The organism is Okibacterium sp. AC114, from assembly GCF_979253355.1.
The window spans coordinates 805622-820722 of the sequence record NZ_CEEDBR010000001.1; the positions used below are offsets into that span (position 1 = coordinate 805622).

Genomic DNA, 15101 nt, shown 5'->3' on the forward strand with positions numbered 1-15101 from the left:
CGACTATTCGGCGGCGCGGCGGGCGGCGCGCTCGGCGTCGCGGTCGTTGACGCGTTTGTTCTCGGCGCGCACGTCGGCCTGCACCTGACGCTCGCGCACCAACCACTCGGGCGGCGACTGCAGCATCTCCTGGATGTCTTCGGTGGTGAGCACGTCGTCGGTGCCGGAGCGCGCGAGGCCCGAGATCGAGATGCCCAGCTTGCGGGCGACGATGTCGCGCGGGTGCGGCCCCGTGAGGCGCAACTGCACGAGCCACTCGGGCGGGTTCTCGATCAGGTCGTTCAGCTGGGCGCGCGTGACCAGACCCTCACGGAAGTCTTCGGGCGCGGCCGGCAGATAGATGCCGAGCTTCTTGGCCGCCGTCGACGGTTTCATGGTCTGTTCTTTGTCGCTACTCACGGCTCCAGGCTACTCTGCCGGGCGCGTCGCCCCAACCTGGGTAAAGTGGAGCACTCATCAGGAGGGCGAACCATGCAGCCGCAGGCCGAAGGTAGCGAGACCCCAGCCGCTGGCGCAGACATCCGTTTTCGGGTGGCCTATGTGCCGGGCGTGACCCCCACCAAGTGGGTCAGGGTCTGGAATGAGCGGCACACGAACGTGCCCCTCGAATTGGTGCGCGTCGACGAGGCGCAGCAGACCGAGATCGTGGGGCAAGACGGCGGTGCGGATGTCGTGCTGCTGCGTCTGCCCATCGACGACCCCGATGCGTTCCACCTCATCTCGCTCTACGACGAGCTCCCGTTCGTGGTCCTCCCCAAGGAGCACGCCTTCGCCGAGGCCGATCGTCTGAGCCTCGACGACCTGGCGGGCGACACGCTCGTCGGCGATCTCGACTACCCCGAGGACATGCCGGAACGCGAGCCGGGCTCGGAATATGGGGATGTCGTGGAGGTCGTCGCGGCCGGCAGCGGATACGCCATCCTGCCCCAATCGGTCGCCCGGTTGTATGCCCGCAAAGACGTTGTCGCCGTGCCCCTCGACGGCGCAGCATCCACCACCATCGCCCTGGCCTGGCCGCGTTCACGGGCGAGCGACGAGATCCAGACCTTCGTGGGCATCGTGCGCGGCCGCACCGCCCACAGCTCGCGCGATGGGATGTCGGACGCCGACCGCGAGGCCAGCGCCCGCAAGGCCGCGGGTAAGAAGGAATCCGATCGTAAGGCCGCCGAGAAGAAGGCCGCCGAGAACAATCGCAAGCGCGCCGCCTCGAAGAAGAACGCGCCGCTCGGCGGAAACCGGCCCCACAAAGGCTCGGCCGCCCGGGGCCGCGGAAAGGGTCGCCGCCGCTAGAGTGGAGGCATGTCCGAGCCTTACACTCTCATCCTCCTCCGTCACGGAAACAGTGACTGGAACCAGAAGAACCTGTTCACCGGTTGGGTCGACGTGCGCCTGAGCGAACAGGGCGTCGCCGAAGCCAAGCGCGCGGGCGAGCTGCTGAAGGAATCGGGTCTCACCCCCGACATCCTCTACACCTCGGTGCTGAGCCGCGCCATCCAGACCGCCGACCTGGCCCTCGACACGGCCGACCGCCTCTGGATCCCCGTGAAGCGCACCTGGCGCCTCAACGAGCGCCACTACGGCGCGCTGCAGGGCAAAGACAAGGCGCAGACGCTCGCCGAGTACGGCCCCGAGCAGTTCCAGACCTGGCGCCGCTCGTTCGACGTGCCGCCGCCCCCCATCGACGCAGACGACCAGTACTCGCAGGCCAACGACCCCCGCTACGTGGGCATCGACGGCGACATCCCCGCCACCGAATGCCTGAAAGACGTCATCGACCGCATGCTGCCCTACTGGCACTCCGACATCACGGGCGACCTGGCCGAGGGCAAGACGGTCCTGGTCACGGCGCACGGCAACTCGCTGCGCGCGCTCGTGAAGCACCTCGACGGCATCTCCGACGAGGACATCGCCGAACTCAACATCCCCACGGGCATCCCGCTCGTCTACAAGCTCGACGCCGACTTCCGTCCGATCGAGCCGGCCGCCTACCTCGACCCCGAGGCCGCCGCCGCCGGCGCTGCCGCCGTGGCCGCGCAGGGCAACAAGAAGTAGTTCACGCAGCCGCGCAGCCCGCACGACGAAGGCCCCTCGGAGAAATCCGGGGGGCCTTCGTCTGTGAGTGTGAGGAGCTTACGCCTCGACCGGCTGCTGCCAGTCGCCCGTCGCCAGGTACTGAACCTTCTTGGCGATCGACACGGCGTGGTCGGCGAAACGCTCGTGGTAGCGCGAGGCGAGGGTGGCGTCGACCGTGGCGACGGGCTCACCCTTCCAGGTCTCGCCGAGAACCTTGTCGAAGACGCTGACGTGCAGTTCGTCGACCTTGTCGTCTTCGTTGCGGATCTCTTCGGCCAGCTTCACGTCTTCCGTGCGCAGCAGGTCGGTCAGTTTGCGGGCGATCTCGACGTCGAGGCGACCCATTTCGGCGAACGTGGAACGCAGTCCCTTGGGCACGGCCTTCTCGGGGAAGCGGTAGCGGGCCAGCTGCGCGATGTGCTCGGCCATGTCGCCCATGCGCTCGAGCGAGGCGCTGATGCGCAGGGCGCTGACGACGATGCGCAGGTCGCGGGCCACGGGCTGCTGCCGCGCCAGGATGTTGATCGCCAGCTCGTCGAGGGCGATGGCCAGCTCGTCGATGCGGTGATCGTCTTCGATGACGCGCTCGGCGAGAGCGACGTTCGAGTTGTTGAACGCCTGCGTGGCGTTATCGATCGAGATGCTGACCAGTTCTGAGATCGCGACGAGCCGGTCCTGCACCTCTTCCAGTTCCAGTTGGAAGACTTCGCGCATGGCAACTCCTTTTTCTGCGATGACACCGTTTTGTCATCAGCGTGCCGGTCCAAGGTTAACGTTTGGTGCCGCCTGCCTGAACGGCGCCCCAAATGCCCTGATCGGGACCGCCCTCCAGGCTCCTCGGGAATCCCCGGCCGGATGGCGTGCCTCTAATCTAGTCCTATGGAGTCCCACTGGTTGGTGCTCGTCTCGTTGGCGCTCGGGCTCGCCATCGGAGCCGGGTTGATGTACCTGTTTCACTATGCGGCTCATCGCGGGCGGCAGGTGGCCGATGTCGTGGCCCCCACGGTTCCGGATGGCGTGAGCCAGGTGCTCGACGTGCTCGAGAGCGCGGGCATCGTGCTCGACCCGTCCGGCAATGTCGTGAAGGCTTCGCCCGGTGCCCTGGCGCTCGGTTTGGTCTGGGACGGGCGGCTCGCGCATGCGGAATTCGACGAGTTGGCCACGCGCGTGCGAGAAACGGGTGAACCCGCGGTCGCCGACGTCGACGTCAGCAAGGGCCGCTTCGGGGATGCCGTGCGCAACCTCCAGGTGCGCGGTGCGCGTCTCGGAACCCGTTACATCGTGCTGCTGGCCGAGGATCACACCGAGGCCGTGCGTCTCGACGAGGTTCGACGCGACTTCATCGCGAACATCTCTCACGAACTGAAGACGCCCATCGGAGCCGTGAGCTTGCTGGCCGAGGCTCTGGAACCGGCATCCGACGACCCCGTGCAGGTGCGCAAGTTCGCGGCCCGGTTGAGTGCCGAGGCCCAGCGTCTCTCGAAGATCACGGCCGAGATCATCGACCTCTCGCGGCTGCAATCCGCGGATGCCCTGCACCAGCCCACGCTCGTCGACCTCGAGCGTGTCGTCGCGGCCGCCGTCGACCGCAACCGTGTGGCCGCCGATGCGACGGGTGTCACGCTCGTCGCGAAGAGTGCCAAGGACGCCTACGTCTATGGCGACGAGGCGCTGCTCGTGGTTGCGGTGCACAACCTCATCTCCAACGCCATCCACTACTCGCCCGCCGGTTCGCGCGTCGGTGTGGGCCTGCGTCACGCGGACGACGCCGTCGAGGTCTCGGTCACCGACCAGGGCGTCGGCATTCCCGAAGAGGACCGCGAGCGGGTCTTCGAGCGCTTCTTCCGTGTGGATGAGGCGCGCTCCCGTCACACGGGCGGAACGGGCCTCGGCCTCGCCATCGTCAAACACACGGTGCAGAACCACGGCGGCGATGTGCGCGTCTGGTCGCAGGTCGATCACGGCTCCACGTTCACCATCCGTTTACCCGAAGCGTCGAAGGTGACACCTGTGCCGGAACTCTCTGGCGACATCCGAAAGGAAACGCGATGACCCGCATCCTCCTCGTCGAGGACGAAGCCGCCCTCAGCGAACCGCTGGCCTACCTGCTGGAACGCGAGGGCTACGAGGTGCAGATCGCCGAGGATGGGCCGAGTGCCGTGCAAGCCTTCCTGGCCGAAGAGGCCGACCTGGTGCTGCTCGACCTCATGCTGCCGGGGATTCCCGGCACCGAGGTGTGCCGCCAGATCCGCAACGTCTCGACGGCCCCCATCATCATGCTGACCGCCAAGGACTCCGAGGTCGATATCGTCGTGGGCCTCGAACTCGGGGCGGATGATTACGTCACCAAGCCCTATTCCAGCCGCGAGCTGTTGGCCCGCATCCGTGCCGTTCTGCGCCGCCGCCAGAGCGACCCGGAAGAGGATGACGCCATCCTCGAGGCCGGGGGAGTGCGCATGGATGTCGACCGCCACACGGTTGCCGTGCGCGGATCGGAGATCGGCATGCCGCTGAAGGAGTTCGAGCTGCTCGAGCTGCTGCTGCGCAACGCCGGGCGCGTGTTGACACGAGGTCAGCTCATCGACCGGGTGTGGGGCAGCGACTACTTCGGCGACACCAAGACGCTCGACGTGCACATCAAGCGCATCCGCTCGCGCATCGAGGAGAACCCCTCCGAGCCGCGCATGCTCGTGACCGTGCGGGGGCTCGGCTACCGCTTCGAGGCGTAACCCGTCTCGGCCAACGAAGAAGCCCCCGCTCAGTGAGCGGGGGCTTCTTGCGGGTCGTGCCTGTTTAGCTAGGAGATGACGACCGCGCGGCGGTCGTTCTCGATGCTGGTCGAGGGCGCGTAGTCCTCGTATTCGGGCAGCTCGGAGTCGAGCACCGGAACCAGCAGCTCGACACCGGTCTCGGTGCCGTACTGGAAGAAGATGGGCACGAGGCCGCCGGGAGCCACATCGAGTCCCGTGAGCGTGATGGTCTGCTCGTCGCCGAAGGTGGGGCTGGAGTTGCCGTCGACCGTCACGGTGCCCGAGACGCGGCCGGCGCCCTTGCCGAACTGGATGTCGAGGGCATGCGGGCCGTTGCCCGGGTTGACGACCGAGACGATGAGGTTGCCGACCTTGCCGTCGTCGGACACGACGAAGGCGTTGCGGATGCGCAGATCGCCGACCGTTCCGCTGACGCCGTCGGTGACGTCCTGGATCTCGGTGGTTGCCTGCGGAGCGACGAGGTTGCAACCCGCCGTGCCGAGGACGACGGTGGCCGCCAGAACAGCGGATGCGACGAGACGCGACTTCACAAAAACCCTCCACGGAGCCTCGGAGTGCAGTCGCGCGCGGGGCGCACGAATGCGGAACAATTCACGAGTTTAGCCTAGTGGCGACGTGTCGAAGTCGGCGGTTAGGCGAACCTTAGTGTATGCGGCCCTGTGGTATCCTAGATGTTGCTGAAGGGATACATATCCATGCTTTTTGAGGTTGGCGAAACCGTCGTTTACCCCCACCACGGGGCCGCAACGATTTCCGAAGTGAAGACCAGGGTCATCAAGGGGGAAGAAAAGCTTTATCTGAAGCTGCGCGTCACCCAGGGTGACCTCGTGATTGAGGTTCCGGCCGAGAATGTCGACCTCGTCGGCGTTCGCGACGTGATCGGCAAAGAAGGCCTCGACAAGGTGTTCGAGGTTCTGCGTGCGCCCTTCACCGAAGAGCCCACCAACTGGAGCCGCCGCTACAAGGCCAACCTCGAGAAGCTCGCCTCTGGCGATGTCATCAAGGTTTCCGAGGTCGTCCGCGACCTGTGGCGTCGTGACCAGGACCGCGGCCTCTCGGCCGGTGAGAAGCGCATGCTCGCGAAGGCGCGACAGATTCTCATCTCCGAGCTCGCGCTCGCCGAGAAGTCCAGCGAAGAGGCGGCTTCCACCGTCCTCGACGAGGTTCTCGCGTCCTAATCCTCGATCGAATGCCCGCTCCGGAGACGGGGCGGGCATTCGTCGTGCACACCCCTAGAATCGGCCCATGAATCCCGCATCCGAGCTACCGCCCGAGTACGAAGCGACGGTCGCCGAACCCGGATCCTCGACCGCAGCCGGTTCGACGTTCGACATCAGCGGTACTGAGGCCTCAGGCGGCCTCGCACCCACGCGAGCGATCATCGTCGTCGCCGCGGGCAGCGGACAGCGGCTCGGTGCCGAGCGGCCCAAGGCCTTCGTCACGCTGGCGGGCCGCAGCATCCTCGAGCACTGTCTCGACGGTGTCTTCGGCATGCACGAAGCGGCCCAGGTGATCGTCGTGGCGCCCGCCGCGCTCGTGCCAGAGGCCGAAGAAATCGCATTCGCAGCAGCCGGGGCCGCGCGCGACTATGTGAGCGTCGTGTCGGGCGGGGTCACCCGCCAGGAGTCGGTGCACGCGGGCCTCGGGCTGCTGCTCGAATCGGTGCAGACCGTTTTGGTGCACGATGCCGCCCGAGCGCTCGCGACATCCGATCATCTCGAACGCGTGGCCGTGCTCGTCGAGCAGACCGGCGGGGGAGTCGTGCCCGGCCTGGCCGTGGCCGACACCATCAAAAGCGTCGACGCCGACGAAACCATCACGGGCACGGTCGACCGGTCGGCGCTGCGGGCCGTGCAGACGCCGCAGGGTTTCCCGCGTGAGCAGATCCTCGCCGCCTATGCAGCAGGGGGAGACGATCACACCGACGACGCCGCCCTGTGCGCCGCGCACGGATTCTCCTCGATCGTCGTCGCGGGCGACCCGCTGGCCTTCAAGATCACGACGCCGTGGGATCTGCAGCGCGCCGAACGCTTGCTCGCCGAACGTTCCGCCGCCTCGCTAGCGCCCTCTCACCGCTCCCCGGCCCTGCGCTCGGGCCTCGGCATCGATGTGCACGCGTTCGACGACGACCAGCCGCTCTGGCTTGCGGGCCTGCACTGGCCGGGCGAACCCGGGCTGTCGGGCCACAGCGACGGCGACGCGGTCGCCCACGCCATCGTCGACGCCGTGCTGAGTGCAGCAGGCCTCGGCGACATCGGGGGCATGTTCGGCACCGACGACCCGCGCTTCGACGGCGCGCACGGGAGTGTGTTCCTCGAAGCCGCCATCGAGCGCGTGCGCGAAGCGGGTTACCGCATCGAGAGCGTCACCGCACAGATCGTCGGCAACCGCCCCCGGTTCTCGCCGCGCCGCGCCGAAGCCGAAGAACTGCTGACCGCGCTCGTGGGTGCGCCCGTCTCGCTGTCCGCCACCACCACAGACGGCCTGGGTTTCACCGGGCGGGGCGAAGGCGTGGCCGCGATCGCCACGGCACTGCTCTCCGACATCCGGGCCTCGTCTGCCGCCCGACCAGTAGTCTGAGGGAGTGGGAATGCGACTCTATGACACGAAGGCTCAGGCGCTTCGAGACTTCACGCCGATCGTCGACGGCAAGGTGGGGCTCTACGTGTGCGGGCCGACGGTGCAGTCCTCGCCCCACATCGGGCACCTGCGTTCGGCGCTCGTCTACGACCAGCTGCGTCGCTGGCTGAACTTCTCGGGCTACGACGTCACGCTCGTGCGCAACGTCACCGACATCGACGACAAGGTCCTGCAGAACGCCACCGAGCACGAGCCGTGGTGGGCGCTCGCCTACCGCATGGAGCTCGAATTCGCCGCCGGTTACCGCGCTTTGGGCGTGCTCGCTCCCACCTATGAGCCGCGTGCCACCGCCAGCATCCAGCAGATGCACGCCATCATTCAGCGCCTGATCGACAACGGCCACGCCTACCCCGCCACGGATGACTCGGCCGACGTCTACTTCGACGTGCGCAGCTGGCCCTCCTACGGCGACCTCACGCGCCAGAGCATCGACAAGATGGAACAGGCCGCCGACGCCGACCCCCGCGGCAAACGCGACCCCCGCGATTTCGCCCTGTGGAAGGGGCACAAAGACTCAGAGCCCGAGAGCGCGTCCTGGCCGTCCCCGTGGGGCGACGGGCGACCCGGATGGCATATCGAATGCTCCGCGATGGCGAGCCGTTACCTGGGCGAGAACTTCGACATCCACGGCGGCGGGCTCGACCTGCGCTTCCCGCACCACGAGAACGAACTCGCGCAATCAACCGCGGCCGGTCACGGTTTCGCCAACTACTGGGTGCACAACGGCCTCGTCAACGTGAACGGGCAGAAGATGTCCAAGTCGCTCGGCAACTCGGTCTATGCGGCCGACCTGTTGTCGCAGGCGCGGCCCATCGTCGTGCGCTACTACCTCGGCCAGGCGCACTACCGTTCCACGATCGACTTCCACGACAACGCGCTCACCGAGGCCGAGGCCGCGCTCGAGCGCATCGAGAGCTTCCTGCGCCGTGCCGACCGTCGGCTCGCCGGCACGCGTTTCGCGGGAACGGGAGCCGAGAGCATCCCCGACGAGTTCCGCGAAGCCATGGACGACGACCTCGGCGTTCCCCAGGCGCTCGCCGTTCTGCACGACACCATCCGATCGGGCAACGCCGCGATCGACGACGACGACCTGCGCGTGGCTGCCGAAGCGCGCGGCCAGGTCTGGGCCATGAGTAACGTCCTGGGCATCAACCCCCTCGCCCCCGAATGGGAACAGGGTGGTGAGAACGACTCGCACGACGTGCTGGCCGCCCTCGTCACCCGGCTGGTCGATGCCCGCGAACACGCACGAGCGGGGCGCGATTTCGCCGCCGCCGACCGAATCCGAGATGACCTCGCCGCGGCGGGAATCACCGTAGAAGACACCCCCACAGGTGCACATTGGAGTATCGATGGCTAGCAAACAAGGCCGCCCCGGCGCGGTCCGCAAGATGAAGAAGGGTGCCGTCAAGGGCACCGGTGGCAACGGTCGGCAGGCGCTCGAAGGCCGCGGGCCGACCCCCAAGGCCGAGGACCGCACCTACCACGTCGCCGGCAAGCGCAAGATCGCCCAGCAGCGACTGCAGGAGGCCCAGGCCAAGAAGGGTGGCGGACGCCCGACGACCGCCACCGGCCAGAAGCCGCGCAAGCAGAAGCAGGCCGATGACAGCGAGATCGTGACGGGCCGCAACTCGGTGCTCGAGGCGCTGCGTGCCAAGATTCCGGCGACCACGCTCTACGTCGCCACGCGCATCGAATTCGACGACCGCGTGAAAGAGGTCCTGGCCATGGCAACGGGCCGCGGCATCCCCATTCTCGAGGTCATGAAGCCCGAGCTCGACCGTCTCGGCGGCTTCGACTCGGTGCACCAGGGCCTGGCGCTCAAGGTTCCGCCCTACGAGTACGCGCACCCGATGGAGCTGCTCGAGAAGACCATCAGCCGCGCGCAGACGCCGCTGTTCGTGGCGCTCGACGGCATCACCGACCCGCGCAACCTCGGCGCGATCATCCGCTCAACCGCGGCCTTCGGCGGACACGGCATCATCCTGCCGCAGCGTCGTTCGGTGGGCCTGACCGCCTCGGCATGGAAGACGTCGGCCGGTGCCGCCGCCCGCCTGCCCGTCGCCATGGCCGGCAACCTGACCGCCACCATCAAGGCGTTCAAACAGCAGGGCGTCTTCGTGATCGGCCTCGACGGTGACGGCGACGTGTCGTTGCCCGGCCTGGCGCTCGCCGACCGCCCGCTGCTCGTCGTCGTGGGCAGCGAAGGCAAGGGTCTGTCGCGTCTCGTCACCGAGAACTGCGACGCGGTCGTGTCGATCCCGATCGGTGCCGACACCGAGTCGCTCAACGCCGGCATCGCTGCGAGCGTCACGCTCTACGAGATCTCGAAGCTGCGCGCCGCGGCGAAGACCCGCTAGCTCTCAGAGCGAGCGAAGGCCGGCACGGATGTCTGACATCCCGTGCCGGCCTTTTTCGCGACCCGTTGATCGGCCCACTCAGTCCAGTCGGCTCAGACCAGTTCGCGCCAGTCGACGTCGTCGTCGGACGAGGCGTCGTCGCTCACGACATCCACCGGGAGGGTGATGGTGCCCGTGGGTGGCTCGATGACGGTGGCCTCGTCTCGACGATGCCGCAGCACGTTGGTGATGTAGGACGTGAGGGCCTCGGCGAGCGGGATGTCGCGCCCCTGCTGCTCCGACAAGTACCACCGGTGCTCGAGCAACTGGTGGAACACCTCGGCGGGCTCGAGCTTGCCGCGCAGATCACGCGGGATGGATTTGACCACGGGCTCGAACACGCGGATGAGCCACTCGTGTGCGGCCATCTCCTCGTCGATGTTCGGGTTGGGCATGGTGGCCATGTAGGAGTCGAGGTCGTTGAGCAGGCGCCGGGCCTGGTTCTCCTGCGTGTCGAGACCCGTGAGCCGCAGCAGACGGCGCTGGTGGTGACCCGCGTCGACGACCTTCGGCTGGATTCGGATCTGGGTGCCCTCGGCGCTCGCCTTGATGGCCAGCTCTTCGATGTCGAAGCCCAGCTCGTTGAGACGCGCGACGCGCTCGTTGATGCGCCAGCGCTCGGAGCTCTCGAACTGCTCGCTCCCCGTGAGTTCTTTCCACAGCGAGCGGTAGGCGGCGACGATGCCGTTCGACACCGTGATCGGGTCGAGCTCGTCGTCGACGCGGCCGCCGGCCTCGAGGTCCATGAGCTCGCCCGCGATGTTGACGCGCGCGACCTCGAGGTCATTCTCGCGCTGGCCGTTGGAGAGCCCGCCGTCGAACAGCTTGCCCGTCTCGGCATCTACCAAGTAGGCCGCAAAGGCTCCGGCGTCGCGGCGGAAGAGCGTGTTCGAGAGCGAGACGTCGCCCCAGAAGAAGCCGATGACGTGCAGGCGCACGAGCAGCACGGCCAGGGCATCTACGAGACGCGTGGCCGTGTCGGGCCGCAGCTGCTGCGAGAACAGCGCGCGATAGGGCAGCGAGAACTTGAGGTGCCGCGTGACGAGGACCGAGGGCAGGGGGTCGCCGTCGTCGGTCGTGCGGTTGGTGATGACCGCGACGGGGTCGACACACGGGATGTCGAGACGCTGCAGGGTGCGCAACATGTCGTATTCGCCGCGGGCCATCTCGCTCGTGGTCTCTTTCACCGCGATGACGTAGCCCGACAGGTTGGCGAAGCGCACGAGGTGGCGCGAGATGCCCTTGGGCAGCGACGCGATGTTCTCGGACGGCCAGGTGTCGAGCGGCAGGTTCCAAGGCAGGTCAAGCAGGGCAGGGTCGACGGTGGCCGCCGTGATGTTCAGTGAACCGCTCATGATCGTTAAACGATAGCGCCGGCCGGGTGTCGCACGCTGTGCGGACCCGGCCGGCGTCTGATCGTCGTTAGGCTACGACGGCCTTGTTGAGGCGCTCGCCCGACTCGATGTCGAACGTGTGCAGGTGGTTCGGCGTCGGAACGAGGCCGACCGTTTCACCGGCGGAGGGGTGCAGGCGACCGTCGACGCGGGCGACGAGGTCGGTGCGCTTGCCGTTGATGTCGGCGTGACCGTAGAGGTAGCCGTCGGCGCCGAGCTCTTCGACGAGGTCGACCGTGACCTGCAGGCCCACGCCCGGCTCGGTCGAGACCTGGATGTCTTCGGGTCGAACGCCCACGGTGACCTCCTTGGCCGAGGTGGCCGAGAGGATCTCGCGGTCGACCGGGACGACGGAGGAACCGAAGACGATGCCGCCCTCGGCCAGGTCGGCCTGGATGAGGTTCATGGCGGGGGAGCCGATGAAGCCGGCGACGAACACGTTCTCGGGCTTCTCGTACAGGTCGCGCGGCGTTCCGACCTGCTGCAGCAGACCATCCTTCAGCACGGCGATGCGGTCACCCATGGTGAGGGCCTCGGTCTGGTCGTGCGTGACGTAGACCGTGGTGACACCGAGGCGACGCTGGAGCGACGCGATCTGGGTGCGCGTCTGGACGCGGAGCTTGGCGTCGAGGTTGGACAGCGGCTCGTCCATGAGGAACACCTGGGGCTGACGCACGATGGCGCGACCCATGGCAACACGCTGACGCTGACCACCCGAGAGGGCCTTGGGCTTGCGGTTGAGGTATTCCTCGAGGTCGAGGAGCTTGGCGGCCTCGAGCACGCGGGTGGCGCGCTCGTCTTTGCCGACGCCGGCGATCTTCAGCGCGAAGCCCATGTTCTCGGCGACCGTCATGTGCGGGTAGAGCGCGTAGTTCTGGAAGACCATGGCGATGTCACGGTCTTTCGGGGGAACATCGGTGACATCGCGGTCGCCGATGCGGATGCTGCCCGAGTTGACCTCTTCGAGGCCGGCGAGCATGCGAAGAGACGTCGACTTTCCGCAACCGGAGGGGCCGACCAGAACGAGGAATTCGCCGTCGGCGACCTCGAGGTTCAGCTTGTCGACCGCGGGGCGCGTGCCACCGGGGTACAGACGGGTTGCGTTGTCATACGTTACTGACGCCATTATTTTCTCCTTCACCGGCAGGTACGTGCCGGACGATCCGTTGTGATGGATGTCGATGGTCACACCCGTGCGGCCGGAACCGTTCGGGTGAACACATCGTTGTGTTGTCGCGGCGCACGCCGAAGCGCGACACCGGTGGCCTCATTATGCCACGTTCGGGGGTCAACCCGTGCCCGGCCACACAGCCCTCGCATTCAGCCATCGTTTGGACGATTCCCAGATGAGAGAGGTAGCCTCGATGAGGTTTGGCTCTTCCCGTGAGCCGTCACGACTTCCCCAACACGATAGAGCGAGGATCCATGAGCATCGGTGGTCCCGGGCACCGTCCCTCCAAGAACGAGCGACGCGAAGCGGCGCGCGAGAAGGCCAAGGTCCAGCGCGAAGCCCAGCGCAAGAAAGACCGCCGCAACCGCGTCCTCCTGCAGGGTGGACTGGTCGTCGTCGTTCTCGCCATCGTCGCGGGAGTGGCCGTCATCATCGCAACGGCGATCCGCCCGGCATCCCCTGGGCCCGCCAACATGGCGAGCGACGGCATCGTGTTCGGTCAGGACATGAAGGTCGTGCCGTCCGACGCGCTGGCCGCCGGTGCCGAGCCGCAGGCCACGAAGACCGACCCGAACGTGCCCAACATCCGCATCTATCTCGACTATCTGTGCCCCTTCTGCGGCCAGTTCGAAGAGACCAACGCCGAGCAGCTCACGAGCTGGGCCGAGTCGGGCACCGTCACCGTCGAGTACCACCCCATCGCCTTCCTGACGAGCAAATCGGCCGGCACGCAGTATTCCCTCCGCAGTGCCAACGCGGCCGCCTGCGTCGCGAACTACTCGCCCAACGACTGGCCCGCGCTGAACAACGCGCTCTTCGCCAACCAGCCCGAAGAGGGAACGGCAGGCCTGACGAACGATCAGATCAAGAAGCTCGTCGCCGACACCGGCACGTCCGAGGCCAAGAAGATCGACTCGTGCATCGACGACTTCACCTACAAGTCGTGGGTGCAGAACGCCACCGACCGCGCGCTCGGCGAGCCCATCCCCAACTCGTCGCTCGAAAAGCTGCAGGCCACGCCCACCATCCTGGTGAACGACAAGCAGTACACGGGTTCGATCACCGACGCCAAGGAGTTCCAGGCGTTCGTGCTGTCGACGGCGTCCGAGACCTACTCCACGTCGAGCCCGACGCCCACCTCGGGCGAGACGGCTGAGCCGAGCGAGACTCCCGCCCCGAGCGAGACTCCTGCTCCGACTCCTGCCCCGTAGGCGCACGTTTCGGCCGGGCCGCTCGGGTGACCGAGTGGTCTGGTCGGCCCCCATCCGATAAGGTTGGGATGCTTCAAAGCTGCTGCCTTGGCGCAGTCTGGTAGCGCAGCTGTCTTGTAAACAGCAGGTCGTCAGTTCGAATCTGACAGGCAGCTCAGATGTAGCAACAGAATGCAAGCACCCGTCGGCCCGCGAGGCCGGCGGGTCTTTGCATGTGGGGGCCGGGCATGTGGGGGCCGACATGTGGGGGCCGGGCATATGTGGGGCCCGGCGGGTGTAGGGCCGCGGGCATTATTCGGCGGGGTGCGCGGTTGTCCTCGGATGCCGGTGCGCTCGCGCCCGGCACGAACGAGATGCAAGGGACAGATACGAATGACAGACATCAATTCCGCCGCCGCAGGGAACGCTGACAGGTCCGCCTCGGACTCCGCCGCGACCTCCGCCACACGTCCCGCAGCAGCGACCTCCGTCGCCGAAGCTCCGGCCGCCAAGAAGCCTTTACCGGCCGCGCTGGCCATTCTCATCGCCGTCGTCGTGGGCGGCGGCATCGCTGCGCAGGCGCGCATCAACGGCGAGCTATCGGCGCGCGCCGGCGACGGTTTCGTAGCGGCGTCGATCTCGTTCGGCAGCGGCCTCGTCATCCTGCTGGTCTGTCTGCTGATCATGCGATCGGGCCGCGCCGGTGTCGCGCGTGTCTGGGGCATGCTGCGCAGTGGCACGATGCCTTGGTGGACCGTGCTCGGCGGTCTCGCGGGCGCCCTGCTCGTGCTCTCACAGGGCCTCACGGCCGCGCTCGTGGGTGTCGCGCTCTTCAGCGTGGCCGTCATCGCCGGGCAGACGGTCAGCGGACTCCTCCTCGACCGCGCCGGTTTCGGGCCGACGGGCGTCGTGCGCATCACCGCGCCGCGCGCCGCGGGAGCCATCCTCGCCCTGATCGCCGTGGGTTGGTCGGTATCGGGTCAGCTCGGCGGCCCCGTGCCCGTCTGGGTGCTCATCCTTCCGCTCATCGCCGGTCTGGGCCTCAGCTGGCAGCAGGCCGTCAACGGCCGCGTCAAGGTTGCGGCGCAGAGCACGCTCGCGGCCACGTTCGGCAACTTCGTCGTCGGCACCGCGGCACTCGTCGTCGCGATGCTCATCCACTCGTCGTTCGTCGGCTGGCCGACGTCGCTGCCCACCGAATGGTGGCTCTACACCGGCGGCGCGATCGGCTGCGTCTTCATCGGAACGCTCGCCTGGCTCGTCCAGCACACCGGTGTGCTCGTGTTGGGGCTCGCCTCGGTGGCCGGGCAGCTGCTCGCCGCGATCGCCATCGACGTGATCTTCCCGAGCGATGCCACGCACCTCGGCTTCGCGACCTTCGGCTCGACGGCGCTCGCGCTCTGCGCCGTCGTCATCGCGAGCGCACGCTGGAAGCGCCGCACCCGCTAGCAGCACGCGCTGGA

Annotated in this window: 15 protein-coding genes and 1 tRNA gene; 11 read left to right on the forward strand and 5 right to left on the reverse strand. The window is 67.3% G+C overall.

Annotated features, from left to right (window positions below; all coding sequences use genetic code 11):
• Window positions 1-3: 3 nt before the first annotated feature.
• Window positions 4-399 (reverse strand): DUF5997 family protein, encoded by a 396-nt coding sequence (locus ACZ6IE_RS03890; RefSeq protein ID WP_464606860.1) that lies wholly within the window; start codon window positions 397-399, stop codon window positions 4-6.
• A gap of 72 nt (window positions 400-471) precedes the next feature.
• On the opposite strand from ACZ6IE_RS03890, the gene ACZ6IE_RS03895 reads away from it, so the two are divergent.
• Complete coding sequence (locus ACZ6IE_RS03895; RefSeq protein ID WP_464606861.1) at window positions 472-1290, forward strand: LysR family substrate-binding domain-containing protein; 819 nt, start codon at window positions 472-474, stop codon at window positions 1288-1290.
• 9 nt (window positions 1291-1299) lie between these two features.
• Complete coding sequence (locus ACZ6IE_RS03900) at window positions 1300-2052, forward strand: phosphoglyceromutase (RefSeq protein ID WP_464606862.1); 753 nt, start codon at window positions 1300-1302, stop codon at window positions 2050-2052.
• 78 nt (window positions 2053-2130) lie between these two features.
• On the opposite strand, the gene phoU is transcribed toward ACZ6IE_RS03900, so the two are convergent.
• Window positions 2131-2787, reverse strand: coding sequence for a phosphate signaling complex protein PhoU (gene phoU, locus ACZ6IE_RS03905; protein ID WP_464606863.1), 657 nt, complete (start codon window positions 2785-2787; stop codon window positions 2131-2133).
• 165 nt (window positions 2788-2952) lie between these two features.
• Between phoU and ACZ6IE_RS03910 the strand changes: the two genes are divergently transcribed.
• Together ACZ6IE_RS03910 and ACZ6IE_RS03915 are read left to right on the forward strand one after the other, a co-directional pair.
• Entirely contained in the window at window positions 2953-4125 is a 1173-nt protein-coding gene (locus tag ACZ6IE_RS03910) for a sensor histidine kinase (protein ID WP_464606864.1), read from the forward strand.
• The gene (locus ACZ6IE_RS03915) at window positions 4122-4802 is read left to right on the forward strand and encodes a response regulator transcription factor (RefSeq protein WP_077053733.1); all 681 of its coding nucleotides are present in this window, start codon (window positions 4122-4124) and stop codon (window positions 4800-4802) included. The genes ACZ6IE_RS03910 and ACZ6IE_RS03915 overlap by 4 nt, the downstream gene beginning before the upstream one ends.
• Window positions 4803-4870: 68 nt before the next feature.
• Here ACZ6IE_RS03915 and ACZ6IE_RS03920 read toward each other — a convergent pair whose 3' ends face one another.
• The gene (locus ACZ6IE_RS03920) at window positions 4871-5374 is read right to left on the reverse strand and encodes a hypothetical protein (RefSeq protein WP_464606865.1); all 504 of its coding nucleotides are present in this window, start codon (window positions 5372-5374) and stop codon (window positions 4871-4873) included.
• Window positions 5375-5539: 165 nt separating this feature from the next.
• On the opposite strand from ACZ6IE_RS03920, the gene ACZ6IE_RS03925 reads away from it, so the two are divergent.
• The 4 genes from ACZ6IE_RS03925 to rlmB all read left to right on the forward strand — a co-directional run bounded on the left by ACZ6IE_RS03925 (window position 5540) and on the right by rlmB (window position 9844).
• Window positions 5540-6022: a CarD family transcriptional regulator gene (locus ACZ6IE_RS03925; protein ID WP_077053731.1), complete on the forward strand. Its 483-nt coding sequence runs from the start codon at window positions 5540-5542 to the stop codon at window positions 6020-6022.
• Between the two features lie 67 nt (window positions 6023-6089).
• A complete protein-coding gene (gene ispD / locus ACZ6IE_RS03930) occupies window positions 6090-7424 on the forward strand; it encodes a 2-C-methyl-D-erythritol 4-phosphate cytidylyltransferase (protein ID WP_464606866.1) in 1335 nt (444 codons plus the stop codon).
• Between the two features lie 4 nt (window positions 7425-7428).
• On the forward strand, window positions 7429-8844 hold the full coding sequence (gene cysS, locus ACZ6IE_RS03935; RefSeq protein ID WP_464606867.1) for a cysteine--tRNA ligase: 1416 nt from the start codon (window positions 7429-7431) through the stop codon (window positions 8842-8844).
• Window positions 8837-9844 (forward strand): 23S rRNA (guanosine(2251)-2'-O)-methyltransferase RlmB, encoded by a 1008-nt coding sequence (rlmB, locus tag ACZ6IE_RS03940; RefSeq protein WP_077053729.1) that lies wholly within the window; start codon window positions 8837-8839, stop codon window positions 9842-9844. The genes cysS and rlmB overlap by 8 nt, the downstream gene beginning before the upstream one ends.
• Window positions 9845-9936: 92 nt before the next feature.
• Here rlmB and ACZ6IE_RS03945 read toward each other — a convergent pair whose 3' ends face one another.
• Both ACZ6IE_RS03945 and ACZ6IE_RS03950 read right to left on the reverse strand, forming a co-directional pair.
• Window positions 9937-11238 carry a DUF4032 domain-containing protein gene (locus ACZ6IE_RS03945; RefSeq protein ID WP_464606868.1) on the reverse strand — a complete coding sequence of 434 codons (1302 nt, stop codon included), beginning with the start codon at window positions 11236-11238 and terminating at the stop codon, window positions 9937-9939.
• 67 nt (window positions 11239-11305) lie between these two features.
• Window positions 11306-12403, reverse strand: a complete 1098-nt coding sequence (locus tag ACZ6IE_RS03950; protein ID WP_464606869.1) for an ABC transporter ATP-binding protein — start codon at window positions 12401-12403, stop codon at window positions 11306-11308.
• A gap of 299 nt (window positions 12404-12702) precedes the next feature.
• On the opposite strand from ACZ6IE_RS03950, the gene ACZ6IE_RS03955 reads away from it, so the two are divergent.
• The 3 genes from ACZ6IE_RS03955 (at window position 12703) to ACZ6IE_RS03965 (ending at window position 15087) form a co-directional block, all read left to right on the forward strand.
• Window positions 12703-13659, forward strand: coding sequence for a DsbA family protein (locus ACZ6IE_RS03955; protein ID WP_464606870.1), 957 nt, complete (start codon window positions 12703-12705; stop codon window positions 13657-13659).
• 81 nt (window positions 13660-13740) lie between these two features.
• A tRNA-Thr gene (locus ACZ6IE_RS03960) sits at window positions 13741-13814 on the forward strand.
• A gap of 217 nt (window positions 13815-14031) precedes the next feature.
• Entirely contained in the window at window positions 14032-15087 is a 1056-nt protein-coding gene (locus tag ACZ6IE_RS03965) for a DMT family transporter (RefSeq protein ID WP_464606871.1), read from the forward strand.
• Window positions 15088-15101 lie beyond the last annotated feature (14 nt).